This window comes from Pseudomonas oplopanacis (assembly GCF_057128725.1).
In genome coordinates, this window is sequence record NZ_JBSKHV010000011.1 from 71031 (window position 1) to 90395 (window position 19365).

Annotated in this window: 15 protein-coding genes, 1 pseudogene and 1 riboswitch; of the genes and pseudogenes, 10 read left to right on the forward strand and 6 right to left on the reverse strand. The window is 60.3% G+C overall.

Annotated elements, in window-relative coordinates:
• Positions 1–27: 27 nt before the first annotated feature.
• Entirely contained in the window at positions 28–651 is a 624-nt protein-coding gene (locus tag ACWKV5_RS20900; RefSeq protein ID WP_027925985.1) for an SOS response-associated peptidase, read from the forward strand.
• A gap of 104 nt (positions 652–755) precedes the next feature.
• Here the strand turns inward: ACWKV5_RS20900 and ACWKV5_RS20905 are convergent, their stop codons facing one another.
• Positions 756–1598: a methyl-accepting chemotaxis protein gene (locus ACWKV5_RS20905; protein WP_371916729.1), complete on the reverse strand. Its 843-nt coding sequence runs from the start codon at positions 1596–1598 to the stop codon at positions 756–758.
• Between the two features lie 12 nt (positions 1599–1610).
• Positions 1611–2897, reverse strand: a pseudogene (locus tag ACWKV5_RS20910) (methyl-accepting chemotaxis protein); the annotation flags it as partial.
• Positions 2898–3110: 213 nt separating this feature from the next.
• On the opposite strand from ACWKV5_RS20910, the gene ACWKV5_RS20915 reads away from it, so the two are divergent.
• Positions 3111–3926: a M48 family metallopeptidase gene (locus tag ACWKV5_RS20915; RefSeq protein WP_483842825.1), complete on the forward strand. Its 816-nt coding sequence runs from the start codon at positions 3111–3113 to the stop codon at positions 3924–3926.
• Positions 3927–4050: 124 nt separating this feature from the next.
• On the opposite strand, the gene ACWKV5_RS20920 is transcribed toward ACWKV5_RS20915, so the two are convergent.
• The 3 genes from ACWKV5_RS20920 to ACWKV5_RS20930 all read right to left on the reverse strand — a co-directional run bounded on the left by ACWKV5_RS20920 (position 4051) and on the right by ACWKV5_RS20930 (position 6887).
• Positions 4051–4632 (reverse strand): TMEM165/GDT1 family protein, encoded by a 582-nt coding sequence (locus ACWKV5_RS20920; protein ID WP_027925988.1) that lies wholly within the window; start codon positions 4630–4632, stop codon positions 4051–4053.
• A gap of 92 nt (positions 4633–4724) precedes the next feature.
• Positions 4725–4849: riboswitch (yybP-ykoY riboswitch) on the reverse strand.
• Between the two features lie 40 nt (positions 4850–4889).
• Entirely contained in the window at positions 4890–5888 is a 999-nt protein-coding gene (locus ACWKV5_RS20925) for a methyltransferase (RefSeq protein WP_483842826.1), read from the reverse strand.
• Positions 5889–5921: 33 nt separating this feature from the next.
• On the reverse strand, positions 5922–6887 hold the full coding sequence (locus ACWKV5_RS20930; protein WP_483842827.1) for a 2-hydroxyacid dehydrogenase: 966 nt from the start codon (positions 6885–6887) through the stop codon (positions 5922–5924).
• A 262-nt stretch (positions 6888–7149) separates the two neighbouring features.
• Here ACWKV5_RS20930 and ACWKV5_RS20935 point away from each other — a divergent pair, with 262 nt between their 5' ends.
• The 7 genes from ACWKV5_RS20935 (at position 7150) to ACWKV5_RS20965 (ending at position 17873) form a co-directional block, all read left to right on the forward strand.
• On the forward strand, positions 7150–7779 hold the full coding sequence (locus tag ACWKV5_RS20935; RefSeq protein WP_109787839.1) for a LysE family translocator: 630 nt from the start codon (positions 7150–7152) through the stop codon (positions 7777–7779).
• 153 nt (positions 7780–7932) lie between these two features.
• Positions 7933–9615, forward strand: coding sequence for a fatty acid--CoA ligase (locus ACWKV5_RS20940; RefSeq protein ID WP_483842828.1), 1683 nt, complete (start codon positions 7933–7935; stop codon positions 9613–9615).
• A 337-nt stretch (positions 9616–9952) separates the two neighbouring features.
• Positions 9953–11854, forward strand: coding sequence for a DUF1302 domain-containing protein (locus ACWKV5_RS20945; RefSeq protein ID WP_483842829.1), 1902 nt, complete (start codon positions 9953–9955; stop codon positions 11852–11854).
• A gap of 28 nt (positions 11855–11882) precedes the next feature.
• Positions 11883–13247 (forward strand): DUF1329 domain-containing protein, encoded by a 1365-nt coding sequence (locus ACWKV5_RS20950; RefSeq protein WP_483842830.1) that lies wholly within the window; start codon positions 11883–11885, stop codon positions 13245–13247.
• Between the two features lie 352 nt (positions 13248–13599).
• Positions 13600–16338 (forward strand): winged helix-turn-helix domain-containing protein, encoded by a 2739-nt coding sequence (locus ACWKV5_RS20955; RefSeq protein WP_483842831.1) that lies wholly within the window; start codon positions 13600–13602, stop codon positions 16336–16338.
• An 85-nt stretch (positions 16339–16423) separates the two neighbouring features.
• Positions 16424–17065, forward strand: a complete 642-nt coding sequence (locus ACWKV5_RS20960; protein ID WP_483842832.1) for an MBL fold metallo-hydrolase — start codon at positions 16424–16426, stop codon at positions 17063–17065.
• 103 nt (positions 17066–17168) lie between these two features.
• Positions 17169–17873 carry a YiaD family glycine zipper/OmpA-like lipoprotein gene (locus tag ACWKV5_RS20965; protein WP_483842833.1) on the forward strand — a complete coding sequence of 235 codons (705 nt, stop codon included), beginning with the start codon at positions 17169–17171 and terminating at the stop codon, positions 17871–17873.
• Between the two features lie 260 nt (positions 17874–18133).
• Here the strand turns inward: ACWKV5_RS20965 and ACWKV5_RS20970 are convergent, their stop codons facing one another.
• Complete coding sequence (locus tag ACWKV5_RS20970) at positions 18134–18568, reverse strand: Z-ring associated ZapG family protein (RefSeq protein WP_123435090.1); 435 nt, start codon at positions 18566–18568, stop codon at positions 18134–18136.
• 144 nt (positions 18569–18712) lie between these two features.
• On the opposite strand from ACWKV5_RS20970, the gene ACWKV5_RS20975 reads away from it, so the two are divergent.
• Positions 18713–19342: an alpha/beta hydrolase gene (locus ACWKV5_RS20975; protein WP_483842834.1), complete on the forward strand. Its 630-nt coding sequence runs from the start codon at positions 18713–18715 to the stop codon at positions 19340–19342.
• Positions 19343–19365: the final 23 nt, after the last annotated feature.

A 19365-nucleotide genomic window follows, 5' to 3' on the forward strand; every position in this document is an offset into this window, starting at 1 on the left:
TCGTTTTATTCAGAGTCGTGTTGCCCCATGTGTGGACGTTATGCCCTGTTTCGCTGGAACCCCGCCTTCGCGGCCCTGCCCGGTTTCCCCGCCGATCAGCAGGCCCAGTGGAATATTTCCCCCAACGATTCGGTGTTGATGCTGCGTGCCGGTGCAGACGGCCAGCGTGAGCTGGCCCGCGCCCGCTGGGGCCTGACGCCACCGTGGCTGACCGACCTGTCCCGCACCCCGGCCCATGCCCGGGCGGAAACGGTTGCCGAGCAACCGATGTTTCGCCAGGCCTTTCGTGAGCGTCGCTGCCTGCTGCCGGCCAACGGTTTCTATGAATGGCGCGGGACCACGCGCAAGCGCCCTTACTGGCTGACGCCGGGGGAGGGTTCGTCGCTGTTTTTTGCCGCGATCTGGGAAGCGTACCCGGTGCAGGAGCAGGTATGGCTGAGCACGGCGGTGATCACGCAGCCGGCGGCGAGTCAGCGTCGGCCGTTGATTCTGGACGAGGCGGGGCAGGCGGCGTGGCTCGATCCCGAGACGCCGTTGCATACCTTGCAGGCCTTGCTTGCCAGTGAACCGGCGGCATTGCGCGAGCGGGTGTTGGCGAACCTGGTGAATGATCCGAAGCTGAATGCGCCGGAGTGCCTGACCCCGGGTTGATGCGTTGTCTGGGCTGGCTTCTTCGCGAGCAGGCTCGCTCCCACATTGGATCTGTGTCGTTCACAAATCTCCTGTGCGAGCCTGCTCGCGATGGGGCCTTCGGATCAAACCTTGAACTGATTGATCAACCGCCGCTGCTGTTCAGCCAGCTTGGTCAGGTCCGCACTCGCCGCGCTCGATTCATCCGCGCCGCCCGCCACTTCATTGGCCACTTGCCCAATGTTGATCACATTACGGTTGATGTCATCCGCCACCGCGCTCTGCTCCTCGGCCGCACTGGCAATTTGCGTGTTCATGTCGTTGATCACCGACACCGCCTGAGTAATCGTCTCCAGCGCCTCGGCGGCTTTCGCCGCGTGCTGCACGCTTTCGTCCGTGCGGTTCTGGCTGTCTTCCATGACCCGTACCACGTCGCGGGTGCCTTGTTGCAGTTGCTGGATCATGGTCTGGATTTCTTCGGTGGCCTTCTGGGTTTTCTGCGCCAGGTTGCGCACCTCATCGGCCACCACCGCAAAACCACGGCCCTGTTCACCGGCGCGGGCCGCTTCGATGGCCGCGTTCAGGGCCAGCAGGTTGGTCTGCTCGGCGATCCCGCGAATGGCCGTGAGGATCGCGTTGATGTTTTCGCTGTCCTTGGCCAGGGTTTGCACCACACCTACAGCCTTGCCGATTTCCACGGCCAGCACGCCAATCGAATTCGAGGTGTCCCGCACGATCTGCATGCCCTGCGCCGCTGCCTGGTCGGCATGGCTGGCGGCTTGCGCGGCCTGGGTTGCGTTGCGCGCCACGTCCTGGGCGGTGGCGGTCATTTCATGCACCGCCGTGGCCACCTGATCGATCTCGGCCATTTGCTTCTGCACGCCGATGTTGGTGCGGATGGCGATGTCGGCGGTGTGTTCCGACGAATCGCTGACACTCTGCACCGACGTCACGACCTGGGTGATCATCGCCTGCAACTTGGCGAGGAACGTGTTGAAGCCTTTGGCAATCGAGCCCAGTTCGTCAGCGCGATCACTGGTCAGGCGGCGCGTCAGGTCGCCTTCGCCTTTGGCAATGTCGTCGAGCATCGCCACCATTTGCTTGAGCGGCCGGGCAATGCCGTGGCCCACCAGCCAGATCACCAGCAAGCCGATACCGGCGATCAACAAGCCGACCATGGCCATGCCGAAGGTGTCGGATTTGCGTTGGGCGTTGAGGTCGCCCTGGAGTTTTTGCAGGTCGGCCATCACCGCGTTCAGCGGCAATTGCAGCATCAGGGTCCAGCGCGCGTCGGTCTGGCCGATACCGAACGGCAGGTACAGCTCGATCCGGTCGTGGGCCTTGTCAACGGTGTAGGTCACTTCGCCGCGCTTGAGATTGCTCATGTTGGCGATCTGCTGGCTGTCGAGGATGTCGCTGACCTTCTCGCCGAATTTGCTCGGGTCTTTGGTGTAGGCGACGATCCGGCCGTTACCGCCGATCAAGGCCATTTCCCCTGCGCCGCTGTACAGTTTCTGGTTCGCGCCGAGGAGCATTTCCTGAATGAAGTTCACCGACAGGTCCGCGCCGACGATGCCCTGGAAGGCGCCATTGAGCATGATCGGTTCAATAAAGGAGGCGAGCATGACGATTTTGTCGCCGACCTTGTAGGGCGCCGGATCGATCACGCAGGATTTTTTGGTTTCCTTGGAGCACAGGTAGTACTCGCTGGCGCGCACGCCGGTGGACAGGGTTTTCTGGTCGTCGACGTCCACCAGTTTGTCCAGGCCGAGGGTGCCGTCATCGTTGCGGAACCACCACGGCAGGAAGCGTCCGTTGCTGGCGTCGATGCCGGTCACTTTGGTGTCGACGTAGGCGGCATCGTTGTGGTCGAGGGCGTTCTTTTCCCAGCCGATGTAAGTGCCGAGGATCTTCGGGTTCTTGGCGACGTTTTCCTTGATCAGGCTGATCAACTGCTCGCGGCTCACATTCAGCTGCGGCTGGCCATCGGGCCCCGGCGTGCCGATCAGGGCGTTGACCCGCACCAGTCCGCCGGCAATCAGCAGCGGCGCTTCGAGTTCACGCTGGATCTGGCTGACCTGGGTTTGCGCCAGGGACGTCAGGCGCTGCTCGATGACTTGCTCGAATTGTGCCTGGGTCCGTTGCTGGACCATGTCTTGCGTTCGTGCGCCGGAAAATAGCGCGTACAGCACTAACGCTGCGACTACGCTGAGAACGATGGCGCCGGCGAGGGCGGCCACGGAAAACTGGATCGACTTGAATTTCATGGGTGCTCCGCACGCAAGAGGACGTCTGCGCTGGTGTATCGGCAGCGGGGCGGACAGCCATGAGCGGGGGTAGGCCAAATGACTGTTTTGGACGTGCCCGTGTCGCAATCAGAAAGGTGCCGAACCTTTGTGCGGCAGGGCAGTCAGTGCTGTATGAATTTTTTGCTACTGCCGTCGTCCCGAGTCGGGTAACGGCTTTACAGGAGTGCGGTGATGAACAAGTCTCTGGTGGCGTGCGTGTTGAGCTCGGCCTTGCTACTTAACGGCTGTGAGACCGTCAACACGACCAGTGCGGGTGAAGTGGGTGTCGTTCGCCAGCAACACATGACCACATTGTTGTCGAGCGCACAGGTCAATCAAGCCTACGCGCAGGATTACAAGCAGACCCTGGGGGATGCGAGCAGCAAAAACATCCTCGACAAGACCAGTACCGAAGCCGCGCGCGTACAGGCGATTGCCGATCGACTTATTGCCCAGGCGCCAACGTTTCGCCCGGATGCGGCGCAATGGCAGTGGGAGGTCAATCTGATCAAGAGCGATGACCTGAACGCCAACTGCGGTCCTGGCGGCAAGATCATTGTGTACACCGGGCTGATCGACAAGCTGCAACTGACTGACGACGAACTCGCCGCGGTGATGGGGCATGAAATCGCCCACGCCTTGCGCGAGCACGGCCGTGAAGCGCTCTCCAAATCCTATGGATTGAATATCGCGCAGCAAGTGGCGATAGCGGCAGGTGCACCGGCGTCGATTGTCGAGGTGGGAAATAACGGCGTAAACCTGTTGATGACCTTGCCCAACAGCCGTACCAATGAAAACGAAGCCGACCTGATCGGCCTGGAGCTGGCAGCGCGTGCGGGTTACAACCCGAATGCGGCGATCACTCTGTGGGAGAAAATGAGCAAGGCTGACGAGGGGGCGCCACCGGAGTTTCTCAGCACTCACCCGTCTTCCAGCAGTCGGACCGCGGCGTTGCAAGGGGCGATTCCGAAGGTGATGCCGTTGTATGAGAACGCGCGTAAATCCTGAGGTTTTTGTATCGCCGGTGAGGGCCTCTTCGCGAGCAGGCTCGCTCCCACAAGGGTTAGTGTCGATCACAAATCCAGTGTGGGAGCGAGCCTGCTCGCGAAGAACGATAACGCGGTCTACCGGGTTAAACCCAACCGCTGCTCTGCATCGCCTTGTACACCGCAACAATTGCCAGGATGAAGAACGCCGACGCCGCCAGTCGACGGATCAGGGTCAATGGCAGTTTGTCCGCCGCAAAGTTACCGGCCAGTACCACCGGCACGTTGGCAATCAGCATGCCGGCGGTGGTGCCGATGATGACCAGCCACAGATCCGGGTATTGCGCCGCCAGCATCACGGTGGCGACCTGGGTCTTGTCACCCATTTCCGCCAGGAAGAACGCAATCAACGTGGTCAGGAAAGGCCCGAACTTGCGTGCGGTGCTGACGTCGTCGTCCATCTTGTCCGGCACCAGGGTCCACAACGCAGTCGCGGTGAAGCTGGCAGCCAGGATCCAGTGCAATGTCGCATTCGAGAAGAAGCTGCCGAACCAGGCACCGACCGCACCGGCGGCCGCGTGGTTGGCCAGGGTCGCGGCGACGATGCCGGCGATGATCGGCCATGGCTTGCGGAAGCGGGCAGCGAGAATGAGCGCGAGCAGTTGCGTCTTGTCGCCGATTTCGGCCAAGGCAACGATTGCGGTAGGAACGAGAAGTGAATCCAGCATCATCAGGGTTTTTCCTAAGGGGCGGGTCGACACGGCTATGACACGTACAGCCTTCCCGCCCCGGGTAAGGTGTTCGTGTCATAGGTCTTGTCAAACCCTGCGAACCGTCTGATGCGGACGCTTGGGTCGCATACGCCATGGTCTGAGGACCAAGTATGTTGACGTATGCCGGACGAGCATGGCGCTCGTGGGAGACTACTCCCCTAGGACGGAGCGGATTCTGCCTAGGCAAAATCCGTTAGGCAAGCACTTATTTGTCAGCCGCGTTTGGCCCGGTAGATTCGAAAACCCTGTCCCTCGGCCTTGATTGCGCACACGCCGAGGTGCTCTTCGATCAGCGGCTGGTACTTCAGGAAACTGTTGGCGACCAAGCGCAGTTCGCCGCCGTTTTTCAGATGTTTGGCTGCTTTTCGCAGCAAGTTCTCAGTGGCGAAATAATCGGTATGAACGCCGACATGGAACGGCGGGTTGCTCAAAATCGCACTCAAACCCATCGGTGCAGCGTCGATCCCGTCACCGGTAATCACGTCGGCTTCCAGACCGTTGGCAGCCAGGGTCAGGCGACTGCTGGCGGCGGCGAACGCATCGACGTCGAGCAAGGTGACCTGATTGTGCGGATAACGACGCTTCACCGCGGCGCCCAAAACGCCCGCGCCACAACCGAAGTCCAGCAAGTGGCCGCTCGGCAGCTTGTCCAGATGCTCCAGCAGCAGTGCGCTGCCGCGATCCAGTCGACCGTGGCTGAACACCCCAGGCAGGCTGATGACTTTCAATGGCCCTTCGGCCAGTGGCAATTCGTAGGTCTGTGCCAGGCTTTCCAGTGACTTGGCTTCTGGCGCGTTGGCCACGGTGACGAGCCAGAGTTGGCAATGACGGGCACTGTCGAGCTTGCGTGGCTTGCCGAACGGGTTCAGTTGTTTGGCGGCGCCTTCGATGCCGCTGCGTTTTTCACCGACCAGATACAGCTCGCGACCGGCTAGGCGCGAGGCGAGGGCGTTGAGGATGTAGTCGGTCAGGTCCTTGGACTTGGGCAAAAACACCACGGCGGTTTCAAACTCTCGCTCGGGGGCGTCCACGCCAAAATGGCTGCGCTCGGCGAAACGGGCGTTCAGCGCGGCCTGGTCGCCGGCATGCCAGCACCAACCGTGGGCAGCGGGCAGTCGGCCCAGCAGATCGTCGGCGGGCAAACCGGCCAACAACACCGACCCCTGGAATAACTCGGGCTGACGAAGCAGTACTTCACTGCGCGGATCCATACTCTGCTCCTTGAAAAAAAGTGCGGCAGTTTATCAACTGACGACCCGTAGCGCTGTACCGCTGAAGAATGCCTGCGCGTTTTCGGTCAACTGCCCCACGATTCGCTGCCGTGCTTCGCGACTGCCCCAGGCGTTGTGCGGGGTCACGATCAACCGTGGGATGTCAGCAGCCAGCAAAGGATTGCCTGCGGTCGGTGGCTCGACGCTCAGCACATCCGTGGCGGCGCCGCCCAGATGACCGTTGCGCAGGGCATCGGCCAGTGCTTGTTCATCGATCAATCCACCGCGCGCGGTATTGACCACAAAGGCGCCGGGTTTCATCGAAGCCAGTTCACGGGCGCCGATGAAGTGGCGGGTGTGTTCGTTGAGCGGGCAGTGCAGGGTGAGGGCGTCAATCTGCGGCAGCAATTGATCCAGTGGCAAACGATCTGGCCGGGCAGGGCGCCCCGGGATCTGACCCAGTAGCACGCGCATACCGAACGCTTCGGCCAGCCGTGCGACGGCTCCGCCGAGTTCGCCATGGCCGAGTAAACCGAGCGTTTTACCTTCCAGTTCGACAATCGGGTAATCGAGCAGGCAGAACTGTTTCGCCTGCTGCCAGCGACCTTCGCCCACGGCTTTTTGATAGTCGGCCAGGCGTGTCGCGAGGTTAAGCAGCAACATGATCGTGTGCTGCGCCACCGACGGCGTGCCGTAACCCTGGCAGTTGCAAACGGTAACGCCATGGGCGCGGGCGGCGGCGAGATCGACGTTGTTGGTGCCGGTGGCAGTGATCAGGATCAGCTTCAGGTCGGGGCTGGCGGCGATGGCGTCGGCGTTGATCAGGATCTTGTTGCTGATGGCCACCGTGGCGCCTTTGAGGCGCTCGATCACTTGTTCTGGCAGGGTTTGCGCAAACAGCTGCAAGTCATCAAAGCAATCACGCAGCGGACTGAGGTCGAGGTCGCCGAGGTCCAGGGACGGGTGGTCGAGGAAAACGGCGCGGCGAGAGTTCGTCATCAACTGTACCTTTTGTGCATTGAACTGAAGGCGTAATCTGCCGAGCCTACCAGATGAAACAAATGGTTACCCATTGGCAGGGCTGGCTCAAACCTGTGGCGAGGGGGCTTGCCCCCGTTGGGTCGCGTAGCGGCCCTTTTTCCGGCACCGGTGAGTGGACAGGTTTACGACTGCTGCGCAGCCGAACGGGGGCAAGCCCCCTCGCCACAGATGAATAGTTCGCTACAGATTTTTTTCTTTCGATTGCCCCAAAGGAGCCCCCATGTACTGGACAGAGTTCTTGACCGTTGCCCTGATTCACTTGCTCGCCGTGGCCAGCCCCGGCCCGGACTTTGCCGTGGTGGTGCGTGAAAGCGTGACCCACGGTCGGCGCGCCGGCACCTGGACGGCGCTGGGCGTCGGCACCGCCATTTTCCTGCACGTCGGCTATTCGCTGCTCGGCATTGGCTTGATCGTGTCCCAATCGATCGTGCTGTTCAACGCGCTCAAATGGGCCGCCGCCGCGTACCTGCTGTACATCGGCTACAAGGCCCTGCGCGCGCAACCGGCCAAGGCTGTCGATGACAACTTGCACAAGGAAGCCGGCGAGCGCACCGCCCGTGGCGCCTTCACCTCCGGTTTCGTGACCAACGGCCTGAACCCGAAAGCCACGCTGTTCTTCCTGTCGTTGTTCACCGTGGTCATCAACCCGCATACGCCGCTGGCGGTGCAAGCCGGTTACGGGGTTTATCTGGCGGCGGCGACGGCGTTGTGGTTTTGCCTGGTGGCGCGGCTGTTCAGCCAACAGCGTGTGCGCGCCGGATTCGCCCGCATGGGCCACTGGTTTGACCGCACCATGGGCGTGGTGCTGATCGCCATCGGCGTGAAACTCGCGTTCACCGAGATGCATTGATAGCGGGTTGATCCTCGATATCCTGCAAATGCTGGCGCAAAGCTAGCATTTGTACGGCTCTGCAAATCATTCCTTTGGCTGATTTGGCTGACATTGAAGGGCACTAAAGTGCTTTCATTCAGCCAACACCGTGCAGCCAGAAAAGGGATTCATATGTTGCAGACTCGCGTTATCCCCCCAGCCGAAGGCGCTTACCAGTATCCGCTGCTGATCAAGCGACTGCTGATGTCCGGCGCTCGTTATGAGAAAACCCGCGAGATCATTTACCGCGACCAGTTGCGCTACAGCTATCCGACCCTGATTGAACGGGTCGCGCGGCTGGCCAATGTGCTGACGGCCGCCGGGGTCAAGGCCGGGGATACCGTGGCGGTGATGGACTGGGACAGCCATCGCTACCTGGAATGCATGTTCGCCATTCCGATGATCGGCGCGGTGATTCACACCATCAACGTGCGCCTGTCGCCGGAGCAGATCCTCTACACCATGAACCACGCCGAGGACCGCTTTGTGCTGGTCAACAGCGAGTTCGTGGGGCTTTACCAGGCAATTGCCGGGCACCTGACCACGGTCGAGAAAACCCTGCTGCTGACCGACCTGCCGGAAAAAACCGCCGACCTGCCGAACCTGATCGGCGAGTACGAGCAGCTGCTGGCGGCAGCCAGTGCGCAATACGACTTCCAGGACTTCGACGAAAACTCCGTCGCGACCACGTTCTACACCACCGGTACCACCGGTAATCCAAAGGGTGTGTATTTCACCCACCGGCAACTGGTCCTGCACACCATGGGCGTGTCGACCATCATGGGTTCCATCGACAGCGTGCGCCTGTTGGGGACCAGTGACGTGTACATGCCGATCACCCCGATGTTCCATGTGCATGCCTGGGGGTTGCCGTATGTGGCGACCATGCTCGGGCTCAAGCAGGTGTATCCCGGCCGTTATGACCCGGAATACCTGGTGGAGCTGTGGCGCAAGGAGAAGGTCACCTTTTCCCACTGCGTACCGACCATTTTGCAAATGATCCTCAACGCCAAAGCGGCGCAAGGCACGGATTTCGGCGGCTGGAAAATCGTCATCGGCGGCAGTGCGCTGAACCGCACGCTGTACGAAGCGGCCAAGGCCAAGGGCATCCAGTTGACGGCGGCTTACGGCATGTCGGAAACCGGGCCGCTGGTGTCGTGTGCTCACCTCAATGATGAATTAATGGCCGGCAGCGAAGACGAACGCACCACCTATCGCATCAAGGCCGGCGTGCCGGGGCCCTTGGTGGAGGCGGCGATCGTCGACACAGACGGCAATTTCCTGCCCGCCGATGGTGAGACCCAGGGCGAGCTCGTGCTGCGTGCGCCATGGCTTACCGAAGGCTATTTCAACGAACCCCAGAAGGGCGCCGAGCTCTGGTCCGGAGGCTGGCTGCATACCGGCGACGTGGCGACGCTGGACGCCATGGGCGTAATCGACATCCGTGACCGCATCAAGGACGTGATCAAGACCGGTGGCGAGTGGATCTCGTCCCTGGACCTCGAAGACTTGATCAGTCGCCACGTGGCGGTACGCGAAGTAGCAGTGGTGGGCATCGCCGATCCGCAGTGGGGCGAGCGCCCGTTCGCCCTGCTGGTGCTTCGCGAAGGGCATGAGATCGGGGCCCGGGAACTCAAGGAACACCTCAAGCCATTCGTGGAATTGGGGCACCTGAGCAAGTGGGCAATTCCTAGCCAGATTGCCCTTGTTACTGAAATTCCCAAGACCAGTGTCGGCAAGCTCGACAAGAAGCGTATCCGCCTCGACATCACTGAATGGCAGGCCAACAACAGCGCGTTCCTCTCGACGCTTTAAGCGTCCTCTGGTGTGCCCGAAAGGGCACGCCAGCCCCACCAAGCAAGCGCTTGGCTTGTGTAATCCGAATTTTCAGCCATCCTTGCCGTGCCGACATGTGTCGGACTGGCGAAAGGACTGTTCCAGAGTGGCCGGCAGCTGCAAATCACACTTTAGAGGGATCAAGCTCTACTACCTGCTGGCTATAGTCCGCTCAAGGATTTTTAAGAACGGAGCAAACGCACAAAACGGGGCGATGCAATTTTGGAGTGACTTCGGGACGCCTTGGCTCCCCGTCACCCACAACGTTTTTAGAAGTACTCACTGCCATAACAATAATGCACATGGAGTAGCGTCGATGACATCAGTAAACAAGTTCTGGCGCCGGGCGAAATTGCCCCTGGCGGTCAGTCTCGCCTCTTCGCTCGCCGGGCCTGCATTCGGCGTCAGTTTCAACGTTGGTGAAATCGAAGGTCAGTTCGACTCGTCGCTGTCCCTGGGTATGAGTGTCTCGACCCAACAGCCGAACAAGAACCTGATCGGCGTCAACAACGGCGGGCATGGCCTGTCCCAGACCTCCGATGACGGTCACTTGAACTTCAAGAGCGGGCAAGCGTTCTCGAAGATCTTCAAGGGCATCCATGACCTTGAATTGAAATACGGCGATACCGGCGTGTTTGTCCGGGGCAAATACTGGTACGACTTCGCACTGCAAGATACCAATCTGGAATACAAGAACGTCGAAAACGACGGTCGCAAAGAGGGCGCCAAGTCCTCCGGCGGGCAAATCCTCGACGCCTTCGTCTACCATAACTACGCCATTGCCGATCAGCCGGGCTCCGTGCGTCTGGGCAAGCAGGTCGTGAGCTGGGGTGAAAGTACCTTCATCGGCGGCGGCATCAACTCGATCAACCCGATTGACGTGTCCGCGTTCCGTCGTCCGGGTGCCGAGATCAAGGAAGGCCTGATCCCGGTCAACATGTTCTACGTGTCCCAGAGCCTGACCGAAAACCTCTCGGCCGAAGCGTTCTACCAGCTGGAATGGGACCAGACCGTTGTCGATAACTGCGGCACGTTCTTCTCTCAGCCAGACATCGTCGCCGACGGTTGCGACAACAACCTGCGCGTGCTGAACAAGCGCTCGACGATTCCAGCCATTGCGCTGGGCCCGTTGGCAGCCAATGGCGTGAACGTCAACGAAGAAGGTGTTCTGGTCCAGCGTGGCGGCGATCGTGATGCACGCGACAGCGGCCAATGGGGCGCGTCCTTCAAGTACATGTTCGACCCGCTGGACACCGAGTTCGGTGCCTACTTCATGAACTACCACAGCCGTGCGCCAATTTTCAGCGCCACGGGTGCGCCACAGTCGGTCTACAACGGCGTGGCGGCATTGCCAGGCCCGTTCCAGGCGCTGGGGCCGTTGCTGGTCGCGGGTAACTCGAAATACTTCATCGAATACCCTGAAGACATTCGCCTCTACGGCTTGAGCTTCTCCACCACCCTGCCTACCGGTACGGCGTGGAGCGGTGAGATCAGCTACCGTCCGAACGCACCGGTGCAGTTGAACTCCACCGACATTCTGTTCGCCGGCATTCGTCCTTTGGGCAATGGCAATGCGAACAATCCGCTGACCAACGCTTCGTTGCTGTCCGCCGCACCGGGCACTGACCTGAACGGTTATCGTCGTAAAGAGGTCACCCAGTTCCAGACCACCCTGACGCACTTCTTCGATCAAGTCATGGGCGCCAGCCGCCTTACACTGGTCGGTGAAGTGGGCGTGACCCATGTCGGTGGCCTGGAAAGTACCTCCGACGTTCGTTATGGCCGCGACCCGGTCTACGGTCCGGGCAGTCTGCCTGCCTCTGGCGCCACGGACACTTGTGTTGCACTCAACACCAGCACCATCAACGGGGCCGGTCCAGGCGCTGCCACCAACAACCGCAGCCGCAACTGCGACAACGACGGCTTCACTACGGCGACTTCGTGGGGCTACCGCGGTCGTGCAATCTGGGAATACAACGACGTGTTCGCCGGCGTGAACCTCAAGCCGAACGTGGCCTGGTCCCACGACGTGAACGGTTACTCGCCAGGCCCTGGCGGCAACTTCGAGGAAGGTCGTAAAGCAGTGAGCCTGGGCGTCGATGCCGAATACCAGAACACCTACACCGCGAGCCTGGCCTACACCAACTTCTTCGACGGCAAGTACACCACCGTAGATGACCGCGACTTTGTTGCGCTCAGCGTCGGCGTGAACTTCTAAGCACTGTTTATTCAGGACGAACACACATATGAAAATAACAAAAAGTCTGTTCCACGCCGGTGTTCTGGGGCTTTCGCTGCTGGCGACCAGCGTGATGGCGGCGGTCCCTGCGGCCGAAGCCGACAAACTGGGCAAGAGCCTGACGCCGATGGGTGCCGAGATGGCGGGCAACGCCGACGGTTCGATTCCGGCCTGGAAACCCATGCCGAAAAACGCCGGCACGGTCGACAGCAAGGGTTTCCTGTCTGACCCGTTTGCCAGTGAAAAGCCGCTGTTCACTATCACCGCGCAGAACGTCGACCAGTACAAAGAGAAACTTGCCCCGGGCCAGTACGCGATGTTCAAGCGCTACCCGGAAACCTTCAAGATGCCGGTTTACCCGTCCCATCGCGGTTCCACCGTGCCGGATGACGTGTTCGCCGCCATCAAGAAAAACGCCACCACGACGACCCTCGTGTCCGGCGGCAACGGCCTGGAAAACTTCGAAACTGCCGTACCGTTCCCGATTCCGAAAAGCGGCGTTGAAGTCATCTGGAACCACATCACCCGCTATCGCGGTGGTAGCGTGACCCGCCTGGTGACCCAGGCCACGCCACAGCCGAATGGCTCGTTCAGCCTGGTGTACTTCCAGGACCAGTTCGTGTTCCGCGACAAGATGAAGGACTACGACCCGAAAAACCCGGGCAACATCCTGTTCTACTTCAAGCAGAAAGTGACCGCGCCGGCACGTCTGGCCGGTGGCGTACTGCTGGTGCACGAAACCCTCGACCAAGTGAAGGAGCCGCGTTCGGCGTGGGTCTACAACGCCGGTCAGCGTCGTGTGCGTCGTGCACCACAAGTGTCCTATGACGGGCCAGGTACCGCGGCGGATGGCCTGCGTACCTCCGACAACCTGGACATGTTCAACGGTGCACCGGATCGCTACGACTGGAAGCTCGAAGGCAAGAAAGAGATGTACATCGCCTCCGACAGCTACAAGCTCGACTCGCCGAACCTCAAGTACGCCGACATCATCAAGGCTGGTCACATCAACCAGGACCTGACCCGTTACGAGCTGCGCCGTGTCTGGCACATCGTGGCTACCCTGAAGGAAGGTCAGCGTCACATCTACGCCAAACGTGACTTCTACATCGACGAAGACACCTGGCAAGCCGCCGTGATCGATCACTACGACGGTCGTAACCAGCTGTGGCGTGTGGCGGAAGCTCACTCCCAGCAGTACTACAACGTGCAAGTGCCGTGGTACACCCTGGAAACCTTGTACGACCTGCAATCGGGCCGTTACCTGGCGCTGGGTATGAAGAACGAAGAGAAGCAGGCGTATGACTTCGGCTTCACCGCCACCACCAGTGACTTCACACCGGCAGCACTGCGTCAGGACGGGGTTCGTTAACCTGTACTGAGCAGAGGCCGCATCCTCGAAAACGCCCCGACTGGTTCGGGGCGTTTTTTTGTCTGGCATTTGGTCAATGAATACTCGGTGCCTTTTATGGCCCCGTTCGCGAGCAGGCTCGCTCCCACATTTAACCCAGTGCTTTCAGAAAGAATGCGGTGGAATGTGGGAGCGAGCCTGCTCGCGAACGGGGCAACCCGGTCTCCAGGGAAAACTGTATCGCGGACCCGGCCGCTTCTGCTTGTAGACTTTTTGTAGCCATTTGTAGCAATAACCTTCATTCCCTATCCGTTTACCGCTAGTCTGCGGACATCTGCAACGCCGCCATCCGCAATTCAAACAAGAGCCGGCCATGACTGATCTGTCCCCACCCCCGGGCCCCGCAAGCGTTTCCATCGCCGCATTGGACGGGCGCTTTTTTCGGCCCCCGTTGCCCGACGGCCATGTGCTGCGTCCTCGTTTATGCGAGCGCCTGAGTGCCGGTCTCGGTGGCAGGCTGTTGCTGGTCAGCGCACCCGCCGGGTTCGGCAAGAGTTCATTGGCGGTGGAGTTCTGTCAGGGCTTGCCGCCTCATTGGCAAAGCCTCTGGCTGGGGTTGAGTCCTCGAGACAGCGACCCGGGGCGGTTCCTTGAGCGGTTGCTCGAGGGGCTCCAGGATTACTTTCCTACACTGGGCAGCCAGGCGCTGGGGCTACTGAAAATGCGCCAGCGCCATCAGCCGTTCGCTTTTGAAGAATGGCTGGACGGGTTGCTGGACGAGTTGGCCGTTCACCTGTCGACGAGTACGCCTTTGCTGCTGGTGCTCGATGATTACCATCTTGCGCAAGGCCCGGTGCTCGATCGTTGCCTGCAGTTTTTCCTCAATCATTTGCCCGATGGCTTGCTGGTCATGGTCACCAGTCGGCAGCGCCCGGACTGGCACCTCGCCCGGTTGCGCCTGTCGCGCCAACTGCTCGAACTGCATGAGCAGGACCTGCGACTGACCCACGATGAAGCCCTCACGTTGCTTGATCGCCACAGCAGTTCATTGCGTGGCGAGGCACTGGAAAGCCTGATTCAACGCAGTGAAGGCTGGGTCGCGGGGCTGCGATTCTGGTTGCTGGCGGCCTCCGAGGCGGGCACTGACGGGGCATTGCCGCAGTCGCTGCACGGTGGGGAAGGGCTGATTCGTGATTACCTGCTTGAAGAAGTCATCGATTGCCTACCGGCTGAAGTACAGCAGTTCCTTTACGACACGGCACCTCAGGAACGTTTTTGCAGCGAACTTTGCGACGCGGTTCGCGAAGCTCATGACAGTGCCGAAATCCTGCGTTTCCTCCAGGCACATCAAGTGTTCCTGGTGCCGCTGGACGAGCACGGCCACTGGTATCGCTATCACCATCTGTTTTCCGACCTGCTGCGCACCCGTCCCACCGCGCAGACGATAGTGCCTGCGGCCAGCCTGCATTTGCGCGCATGTCGCTGGTTCAATGCACAGGGGCTGCTCGATGAGGCGGTGGAACAGGCGTTGCGTGCAGGGCATCTGGACGTTGCGGCCAACCTGGTGCAAAACCTCTCCGAAGAACAACTGCTCGCCGAACAGAACGTCGGTATGTTGCTGCGCTGGAAAATGGACCTGCCCGACAGTTTGCTGATCAGCACCCCAAGGTTGATCGTGCTCTACAGCTGGGCGTTGGGGCTGGCCTGTCAACTGGACGCCGCCGAGGAACTGGCAGCGCATTTGAGCCGCTTCCTGCCGGCCCCTTCGGCCACCGCGCAGAAGTCGATGCTGGCGCAGTGGCTGGCCCTGAGCGGCATCATCGCTCGCGGGCGCGGCAACCGCGACCTGACGCTTCTTTATTGCACTGAAGCGCTGCAGAGCCTGCCGGCCAAACGCTACGGGCAACGGTTGATGTGCTTGTCGACCTTGTCCAACCTGGCCATCGCCGACGGTGATTTGTGGCGTGCACGCAATTTGAACCGAGAGTCGCTTGAACTGGCGCAGCGGGTCGGCAATCCGTTGTTTGAAGCATTGGCCCATTACGACCGTGCCCGTGTGCTGCAAGCGCGCGGGGAAATCCTGCGTTCGCTGCAAGAAGTCCGTCAGGGCCTGCAACGCTTGCAAGGGCTATCCCCACAACGGCTTTATGCCGTACGCGCCCGCTTGACCATGTATGAGGGTTTCCTGCTGGCCATGCAGCTGCAACCGCAGGTCGCGCGGGCACGCTTGCAAGCCGGTTTGAGTGAAGCACGGGCCTGTCGCGATATCAGCGTGTTGCTCGGCCATTGCGTGATCGCCCGGATTGAGGGCAACAGCGGCGAGTTCGCCAAAGCCTTCGCCGAGCTGGCCGAAGCCGAGCGGCTGATGCACATCTGGGACGTGCCGCCGATTTACTATCTGGCGATGATCACTCTGGTCAAATGCGAACTCTGGCTGGCCCAGGGGCGCACCGACCTGGCCGAAGCCTGGCTGGCGCGTCTGGGCCAGACCTACAACGGCGAACACGCAGCAGCGCCGCCGGAGTTTCATCCACAGCTGCCGCTGCATATCGAATTACAGCAGGCGTTGCTGGAAGTCATTCAAGGGCAACCGATGCTCGCCGAGGGCCGGTTGAATGCGTTGCTTGAACATGGACAGCAAACCGGACGGCAATTGCTCTGTGCAATGGCGCTGACTCAAAAAGTGACCTTGTTGTTGACCAGCGGACGCGAGCCCGAGGCCCGCAAGGCGCTGGCTCAGGCGCTGGAAGCTGCCGCCGGCGGCGTCGTGCAACCGTTCGACGGGTTGCTCGCTGAACATCCGGAGTGGCTGCGCGGGCAACTTCAACTCTGTCCCCAGACTGCTTTTTCGCAGAACCTTGCTGAACAATTACCGATCGTGGCCGTGCGCCCGGCCGTGGAGTCATGTGCGGGCGCAGAACAGCTGAGCGCCCGTGAACTGGCGGTGCTGCGACTGATTGCCCAAGGTTGTTCGAACCAGCAAATCAGCGATCAACTGTTCATCTCGCTGCACACGGTCAAGACCCACGCCAGTCACATCAACAGCAAGCTCGGGGTTGAGCGGCGTACACAAGCGGTGGCGCGTGCGAAAGAATTCGGGCTGCTGGGATAGTGTTTGCAAGATTGACCCGACCTGCAAAAAGACCGCTGCGGTTTTGTGACAGAATTGCCTATCCCTGATTTCCGAGCATGACCCGATGCCCCCACAACCGAGCCTCATTCGCGAAACCTTCCCCGTCGGTCCGTTGCAGTGCAACTGCACCATCATCGGTGACCCGATCAGCAAAAAAGCGATCGTCGTTGACCCGGGGGGCAATCATGAATTGATCCTGGCGCGCCTCGATGCCTTGGGCTTGAAGGTGGTCAGCATCATCCATACCCACGCGCACCTTGATCACTTCCTGGCCTCCGGTCAGTTGAAGGAGAAAACCGGCGCGACCTTGCACCTGCACAAGGAAGATCAGTTCCTCTGGGACAACCTGGAGATGCAATGCCAGATGTTCGGTGTGCCTTACACGCCGGTGCCATCGCCGGATCGTTGGCTGGCCGATGACGAAGAACTGGCCTGCGGTTGCGGTGTGGCGATCCACACGCCGGGGCATACGCCAGGTTCCATGAGCTTCTGGTTTTCAGAGGCTAAGCTGTTGATCGCCGGTGATACGCTGTTTCGGCGCGGGGTAGGGCGCACGGATTTGTGGGGCGGCGACCAGGCGACCATCGTGCGGTCGATCAAGCAGCGGCTGTATACCCTCGACGAAGAGGCGACCGTGGTCACCGGGCATGGTCCGGACACGCGTCTGGGTGATGAAATGCGCGAGAACCCGTTCGTGCGGGCCTGATTTGTAACACAGGGAATTTTTGACCGGCGCGACGATCCAACGCCCGCAAAGGTCCAATGCTTAAGTCCGTTGCACCACAGAATGCAAAAAGTAGGAGCTCTTAATGTTCACCATGCGTCCTTTGATTATTGTCGCTACCGCAGTGGCTTTGCTGTCGGGCTGTGCTTCGCCCAACCCTTACAACGGCCAGCCGCAGGGGCAGGCTGATACCGGCTCCGAAGGCATGAGCAAAACCGCTAAATACGGCGGTCTCGGTGCCTTGGCAGGTGCTTTGGCCGGTGCCGCAATCAACCACGATAACCGTGGCAAGGGTGCGCTGATCGGCGCAGCGGTGGTGGGTGCTTCCGCCGCCGGTTACGGTTACTACGCCGACCAGCAAGAGAAAAAACTGCGCGCCAGCATGGCCAACACCGGGGTTGAAGTGCAGCGCCAGGGCGACCAGATCAAGCTGATCATGCCAGGCAACATCACGTTTGCCACCGATTCGGCGAACATCGCCCCAAGCTTCTATCAGCCGCTGAACAATCTGGCGGGCTCGCTCAAGGAGTTCAACCAGAACCAGATCGAAATCGTCGGCTACACCGACAGCACCGGTGCGCGTCAGCACAACATGGACCTGTCCCAGCGTCGTGCGCAGAGCGTGGCGACTTACCTGACGTCGCAAGGCGTGAGCGGTGCCAACCTCTCGGCTCGCGGTGCCGGCCCGGATAACCCGATTGCCAGCAACGGTGATACCAATGGTCGGGCACAGAACCGTCGCGTTGAAGTCAACTTGAAAGCGATTCCGGGTCAGCAGTATCCTCAGTAATACCCGTTTTACCTTTACCAACCTGACTGAACCCCAGGCGTAAAAAAAGAGCCCGCCCGATCCTCAACAGATCGGGCGGGCTTTTTTGTGTCCGCCGTTCTGACCTCTTCGCGAGCAGGCTCGCTCCCACAGGAGGAACGCGATCAACTGTGGGAGCGAGCCTGCTCGCGAAGGGGCCAGAACAGACACAAAACCGACAGCAACAAAAAAGCCCCCGGACAATCACTCGTCCGAGGGCTTTTATACTGCGCGAAACCTGATTACTTCTTCAGGCCGTAATGCTCATCGAGCATGCCCGGCGCGTTCGGGGATTTGGGTGCGTAGTCGCGAGGCGGCTCCTGGTTGCGCGGCGGCGTCAAGCGTTCACGTGGGGCCACTGCCGCATCGGCGTGCAGCGAGGCCAGCAGGCGTTGGCGAGTCTGCTCGTCCAGGGCCAGGCGGTTGGCGCCCTCGGCGAGGTGATCCTGCACTTCCTGATAGCTCTGAGTCAGCTTCTTGACCAGGGTGGCAGTGCTGTTGAAGTGGGTCACCACCTCATTCTGATAACTGTCGAAACGTTCCTGAATGTCGTCCAGCTGACGTTGCGTGCTGCTCGGCGCGGCATTCGGCACCAGGCGAGCGATCAGGAATCCAATGGCGACACCCACAACCAGGGCAAGAGTCGGTAACAACCAAACTAAGAGCGAGTGTTCCACGAGTCCTTCCTCTATAAACGGCTTTGCTTTACGTTAACGGCTCGAACCTGCGCTGTATACCGCGATTCACTCGCAATAGATTGGCACAGACAATTTGCTAGACGAGTCGACCCGATTCGAGGTCACGGAGTTCCTTCCTTGCTTATGCGCGAAACCCCTGTAGTGATTGAAGGCCCGGTGGGTCAACTGGAAGCCCTTTATCTTGATAATGAGCAGCCGCGCGGCATTGCGCTGATCTGCCATCCGAACCCGGTGCAGGGCGGCACCATGCTCAACAAAGTGGTCTCGACCTTACAGCGTACTGCGCGTGACGCCGGTTTGATTACTTTGCGTTTCAACTACCGTGGCGTCGGTGCCAGCGAAGGCACCCACGACATGGGCACCGGTGAAGTCGACGATGCTCAAGCCGCGGCCGAATGGCTGCGGGCCAAACATCCAGATTTGCCACTGACCCTGTTCGGTTTCTCGTTCGGCGGTTTTGTTGCCGCCAGTCTCGGTGGACGCCTGGAAGCCAACGGTGAACAGCTGAAACATGTGTTCATGGTCGCACCGGCAGTCATGCGGCTGGGCGATCAGGATCAACTGCCGCATCAGGGCCAGTTGACCCTGATCCAACCGGAAACCGACGAAGTGATCGACCCGCAAGCCGTCTACGACTGGTCCGAAAAACTCGAGCGTCCCCATGAGCTGCTGAAAGTGGCAGAATGCGGACACTTTTTCCATGGCAAGCTGACCGATCTCAAGGATCTGATCCTGCCGCGTCTTTCGAATTGATTGCAGTCTGACAAGCGATTACC

Bases quoted from the DNA above. Each gene is read 5' to 3' on its own strand.
- ACWKV5_RS20945 (WP_483842829.1), top strand. From the start codon at position 9,953: ATGACATCAGTAAACAAGTTCTGGCGCCGGGCGAAATTGCCCCTGGCG.
- ACWKV5_RS20975 (WP_483842834.1), top strand. From the start codon at position 18,713: ATGCGCGAAACCCCTGTAGTGATTGAAGGCCCGGTGGGTCAACTGGAA.
- ACWKV5_RS20960 (WP_483842832.1), top strand. From the start codon at position 16,424: ATGCCCCCACAACCGAGCCTCATTCGCGAAACCTTCCCCGTCGGTCCG.
- ACWKV5_RS20905 (WP_371916729.1), bottom strand. From the start codon at position 1,598: ATGATCACCCAGGTCGTGACGTCGGTGCAGAGTGTCAGCGATTCGTCG.
- ACWKV5_RS20955 (WP_483842831.1), top strand. From the start codon at position 13,600: ATGACTGATCTGTCCCCACCCCCGGGCCCCGCAAGCGTTTCCATCGCC.
- ACWKV5_RS20950 (WP_483842830.1), top strand. From the start codon at position 11,883: ATGAAAATAACAAAAAGTCTGTTCCACGCCGGTGTTCTGGGGCTTTCG.
- ACWKV5_RS20900 (WP_027925985.1), top strand. From the start codon at position 28: ATGTGTGGACGTTATGCCCTGTTTCGCTGGAACCCCGCCTTCGCGGCC.
- ACWKV5_RS20920 (WP_027925988.1), bottom strand. From the start codon at position 4,632: ATGCTGGATTCACTTCTCGTTCCTACCGCAATCGTTGCCTTGGCCGAA.
- ACWKV5_RS20915 (WP_483842825.1), top strand. From the start codon at position 3,111: ATGAACAAGTCTCTGGTGGCGTGCGTGTTGAGCTCGGCCTTGCTACTT.
- ACWKV5_RS20965 (WP_483842833.1), top strand. From the start codon at position 17,169: ATGTTCACCATGCGTCCTTTGATTATTGTCGCTACCGCAGTGGCTTTG.
- ACWKV5_RS20940 (WP_483842828.1), top strand. From the start codon at position 7,933: ATGTTGCAGACTCGCGTTATCCCCCCAGCCGAAGGCGCTTACCAGTAT.
- ACWKV5_RS20935 (WP_109787839.1), top strand. From the start codon at position 7,150: ATGTACTGGACAGAGTTCTTGACCGTTGCCCTGATTCACTTGCTCGCC.
- ACWKV5_RS20930 (WP_483842827.1), bottom strand. From the start codon at position 6,887: ATGACGAACTCTCGCCGCGCCGTTTTCCTCGACCACCCGTCCCTGGAC.
- ACWKV5_RS20925 (WP_483842826.1), bottom strand. From the start codon at position 5,888: ATGGATCCGCGCAGTGAAGTACTGCTTCGTCAGCCCGAGTTATTCCAG.